Raw genomic sequence first — 5,095 nt, 5'->3', positions numbered from 1 at the left:
GGCCGGTGCGGCGTGGCCCGCGGACGGGGCGGCGGGGTTCGCGGACGGTGCGGCGTCGGGCCGCTGCTCCCGGCCGCCGGCGGGGTCCGCGGAGCGGTACTCCACGGAGTCCTGCGTCATGGCCATGTAGACCTGCTCCAGGGAGGCGTGCTGGGGGCTGAGCTCGTGCACGAGGATCCCCTCGGCCAGGGCGCGCTCGGCGACCTGGCGGCCGCTGCCGTGGACCATCAGTCCGCCGTCGTGCGGCTCGACCCGCAGGCCCTCGCGCTGGAGGACCCCGGCGAAGGCGTCGGCCTCGTCGGTCCGGACGAGCACGCGCTCGTCGCCGGCCTGGTTGAGGAACTCCTCGAGCGGCTGGTCCGCGAGGATCTTCCCCTGCCCGATGACGATGAGGTGGTCGGCGGTCTGGGCCATCTCGGACATCAGGTGCGAGGAGAGGAAGACCGTCTTGCCCTCGGAGGCGAGGAACCGGGCCATCTGGCGGACCCAGATGACGCCCTCCGGGTCCAGGCCGTTGACCGGCTCGTCGAGGATGATGACGGAGGGGTCGCCCAGGATCGCGGAGGCGATGCCCAGCCGCTGCCCCATGCCGAGCGAGTACCCGCCGACCTTCTTCTTGGCGGCCGAGGAGAGGCCCGTGATGTCGATGACCTCGTCCACCCGGCTGGTGGGGATGCCGTGGGTCACCGCCATCGCCCGCAGGTGGTTCACCCCGGAGCGGCGCGGGTGCACCGACTTGGCCTCCAGCAGGGAGCCGACCGTGGTCAGCGGCGAGGCGAGCGCGCGGTAGGGCTTCCCCTCGACCAGCGCGGTGCCCGCGGTGGGGCGCTCCAGGCCGAGGATCATGCGCATCGTGGTGGACTTGCCGGCGCCGTTGGGGCCCAGGAAGCCCGTGACCCGCCCGGGCTGCACGGTGAAGCTGATGTCGTCCACCGCCCGTTTGGCGCCGTACGTCTTGGTGAGGCCCGAGACCTCGATCATGGCGTCTCCTTCCGTATCCCGGCGCACCGGGCTGACGTCTTCTGCTCCAGCCTATAAGCGGATCCCCCGAGAACCCTGGGGTTCTCGGGGGATCGCGGGCGATTTCATACCGGGGTATGAGAGGCGGTGGAGTCAGGTCTACCCCTCCGCCGGATGCTCAGAACCCGGACGAGTTCGTCGAGTCGACGAGTTTCAGCTGGTCCGAGGACAGGTCGACCTCGAAGTAGCCGCTGATGCTGCGGGTCGCATCCTCATCCTCCCACTCGTCGTCGAAGGAGCGGCTCTGATAGGTCAGGCCGGCCTCCCCGTCTTTGGTGGTCACGAGGTAGAGGGTCGCACCGGGGTCGACGTCGTCGAGGTTGTCGCCCTGGGAGGAGGAGAACAGGGAGGAGTAGGAGTCGTTGGACAGCGCGTACTCAGGGTAGGTCTCGATCGACCACTCGGGGTTCCGGTCCCTGCTGGTGTCGTAGTAGTCGAACCCGCAGTCGGGCACCTCGAACGCGCGCACGCGGGTGCACTCGTCCAGCCTGGCGTTGGCGGCCTCCCGGGCCTCCTCGAGCGCGGCGTCGGTCAGGCGCTGGTCGAAGGCGACCGTCTGCGGGCCACCGTCGACGCCCGCGGTGACGGCGCGGTCCGAGCCGTAGGTGACGTACGTGCCGCCCGAGGGCGCCGCGAACTCGTACCTCCCCGGCAGCACGGTGAACGAGGCGATCCGGGGTTGGCCCGCGCCGTCCGAGGAACCGAGTCCGGAGGTGGGCGACGGCGAGGCCGAGGACGAACCGCCGCCCTCGGGGACCTCCACCTCGGTACCGTTGACCGTCACGGTGTCGACGCCCTCCGGGACCTCGTACTCGATGGTCTGGTACAGACCCGGCTGACGTGCGTCGATCTCCCACTGGACCAGGCCGAAGCTGCCCCCGGCCTTGCGGAGGCTCAGCTCCCGGTCCACGGTGCGGCCGTCCTGGGTCACGGCGATATCGGCCACGGCCGTCTCCCCGTCCGCCCCGACCTCGACGCCGTTCACCTCGTAGCCCGAGATGCGCTGGTCGGCTGCGGAGTAGACGGCATCGGCGAGCAAAGCTCGCTCCGCGGAGGCGACGTTGGGGTCGATGACCTCCACGGCCCGGTCCACATCGCCGTCGACCACGGCCCCGAGGTACTCGTCCACGACCTTCTCCGGGTTGTAGACGGTGGCGTTGACGACGCGCACGGTGCCAAGGCCCAACACCAGGAGCAGCGCCAGGGACCCGGCCACGATGCCGGCGATCCACAGCCTCTTCCTCGCCGCGGGCGACATCGGCGCGGGCGCGACCGGTCGGGTTGCGGGTGCTGCCGCGTCGCCGCCGGCAGCCGAGCGGTCACCGGCCGCGCTCGCGGCCACCGCGGGGGATCCCACGACGACGCCGCGCGCACCAGCCGGTACCGCACGCACGAGGAACGGGGCGGCGAAGCGGGCCAGCGCCTCGACCGCGAACCCCCACACCAGCAGGCACAGCGGGGTCCACCACACCGGTCCGAAGGCGTAGGAGCCCTCCCCCAGGAACCCGCCGCTGGAGAACCGCAGGCCGCCGGCCCAGACGAGCACGATGCCCGCCAGAAGGAACACGGCGGGCATCACGAACCACGAACCCGCCCCAGCGACGCGCGGCCGCCTCCCCGACCAGGCGACGGCGAGCAGCAGGATGCCCAGCACGATGGGAATCCAGAGCAGCATGGGCCAGTGTCCGGCGGCCTCCGTGAGCAGGTCGGACCAGATGTAGGAGACCGAGCGGTCGGCGATCGAACCGGTGAAATCCTGGGTGACGATCCCGGAGAGGTGGCCGAGGGCCAGCGCGTCAGCCACCAGCGGGAACCCGAAGAACAGCATGGCCAGCCCAGCGCTCGCCGAGCCCTCGACGACGGCGACGATGCTGAGGACGACGAGCACGAGGAGCGCCAGGCACCCGGCATAGACGCCGGTCAACCGAGCGGCCACACCGGCACCGGGAGCGAAGGCGCCCAGGGCGTCGGACACGCGCCCCCGCGCCGGGCGCATCACGGAGCGGCGCGCCCAATAGGAGACGAGCGTCCCGATCACGAGGGGGTACAGCACCAGCTGGGGGCTGAAGGCGTTGAATCCATAGGTGACGGAGACGATGAAGGCGCTGAACGAGCCGCGTCCGGAGAAGATCAGCGTCAGCACCGCGGTGAGGACCACGAGCATGACCGCGGTGACCGCCGAGGAGAGCCAGAGGGCGGGCGCGCCCGGGCGCTCATCGCGCCGCACCTGCCGCAGCGCAAGCATGCGGGAGGCGACGAACAGCGCCGCGAGCCCCACCAGGGTGATCAGGAGGGGGACGGCGTGGAGTGAGGCCGTGACCGTCTCGCCGTCGCCGAGCCCACTCTGGGTGAGGCGCAGAGTGAAGGTGCCGCCCATGGCCATCGCCACCAGCTGGAAGATCAGGGCGATCATCCCGTAGGCGCCGAACTGCCCGGAGACCATCGACCAGGCCTGGCCGGTGTAGGCGTCCATCGAGGCGTCGAGCTCGCCGCGGACGACCCCGATGAGAGCGAGGGAGGCGAGCGCCGTGACGATCAGCATCGCCCCGTAGGTGACGCCGGCGGCGATGGCCGAGCCCCACCAGTCGGCGGGGGTCAGTCGAGAGCCGAGGGCGGCCACGAGAGAGGTCCGGCGAGGCTCGGCGTCGGCCCGTCCGGCCTCGGCCGGTCCGGCGTCGTCGAACGGCCCGGCCGCCGCCTGTTCACCGGTTGTACGAGTCGGCGCGGTCTCGGACGACGCCTCGGTGGGACCGGCCGGCTCGGGCCGCGGTGACTCGTCGTCGGGACGTCGTGGTTCTCTGGGGTCTCCGGTCTCGGACACGGGGTACCTCTCACGTGGTGGGGAGCGATGACGCTCAGACGCTACCAACACACAGGTTAATCCCAGAAAACTCCCGGCCGGTCAGCAGGTTTTATGACGGAGCCGGGTCTTCCACAGACCGCCCGATCACACCGGGGCGCTCGCCTGCCGCTCCACCCGACGCTTCCTGCGCCGGCCCAGCAGGGGCGCGACGAAGCGGGCCAGCAGCTCCACCACGATGCCCCACCCCAGCAGGCACACCGGCGTCCACCAGGCCGGGGCGAGCCCGTAGAAGCCCTGGAGGACGAACCCGTTGTCCGCGAAGCGGACCGTGCCGGCCCACTGCAGCGCGAGGCCGAGAAGCAGGAAGGCGAGGGGCATCGCGAACCACGAGGTCGCCATCGCGGTGCGGGGGCGCCGCCGCGACCAGGAGAGCGCGAGCCACAGGATCCCGACGCCGATGGCGACCCAGATCAGCATCGGCCAGAGGCCGGTGTACTGCTGGATCGCGCCGGACCAGATGTAGGCGGTGTCCTGCTGGTAGCCCAGGCGCGCCGTCGTCTGCGCGGTGAGCCCGGAGAGGTGGCCGAGCGCCATGACCTCCACGACCGCCGTCAGCCCGAAGAACAGGGTCGCCAGCCCGGTGGCCGGGGAGTGGTGGACGAACGCCAGGACGGTCAGGCCGACCAGGCCCGCCAGGGCGACGCCGCCCGCGTACCGCCCGCAGAGCCGCACCGCCGTGCCGAGCCCGGGCGCCAGGCTCCGCACGGTCCCGGCGATCAGGCCGTCCTCGGCGCCCGCGGCGCACTGCCGGCCCCACCCGGCGACGAGCGTCCCGGCGATCAGGGGGAACAGCGCGAGCTGGAGGTCCACGGCGTCGAACCGGTACTCCAGGGAGATGATCGAGATGGCGAGGGTCCCGCGCCCCGCGAGCAGGATGGAGAGCCCCACGGCGAGGGCCGCCAGGACGACGCCAGTGATCAGGGCGGTCAGCCAGATCCGGAAGCCGCCCGGGCGGGCGCCGCGGCGCACCTGGCGCCGGGCGTGGGCCCGGGAGGCGAGGAAGAGGACCACCAGCCCCGCCAGGGTGACGAGGAGGGGGACGCCGTGGAGGGAGGCCGACGTCGTCGCGCCCTCGCCCATGATGTTCTGGGCGAGCTGGAGCGAGAGGGTGCCGCCCATCGCCATGGCCACCAGCTGGAAGAGCAGCGCGACGAACGGGTAGACGCCGAACCGGCCGGGGAGGGAGCCGTCCCCGACGAGCCAGGTCGGGGC

General features: G+C 71.9%; 3 protein-coding genes. All 3 read right to left on the bottom strand.

Annotated features, from left to right (window positions below):
• A partial coding sequence (locus NBM05_RS14980) for an ABC transporter ATP-binding protein (RefSeq protein WP_254169090.1) occupies positions 1–981 on the bottom strand: 981 nt, incomplete at its 3' end.
• Between the two features lie 157 nt (positions 982–1,138).
• Positions 1,139–3,841 (bottom strand): hypothetical protein, encoded by a 2,703-nt coding sequence (locus NBM05_RS14975; protein ID WP_254169088.1) that lies wholly within the window; start codon positions 3,839–3,841, stop codon positions 1,139–1,141.
• A 126-nt stretch (positions 3,842–3,967) separates the two neighbouring features.
• Positions 3,968–5,095: hypothetical protein (locus tag NBM05_RS14970; RefSeq protein ID WP_254169086.1), on the bottom strand; the 1,128-nt coding region annotated here is incomplete at its 5' end.

Origin of the sequence: Rothia santali (assembly GCF_024199905.1) — a bacterium.
Lineage (GTDB): Bacteria > Actinomycetota > Actinomycetes > Actinomycetales > Micrococcaceae > Rothia > Rothia santali.
The sequence above is the reverse complement of the archived record's forward strand: the minus strand, read 5'-3'. Positions and strand labels throughout refer to the sequence as shown.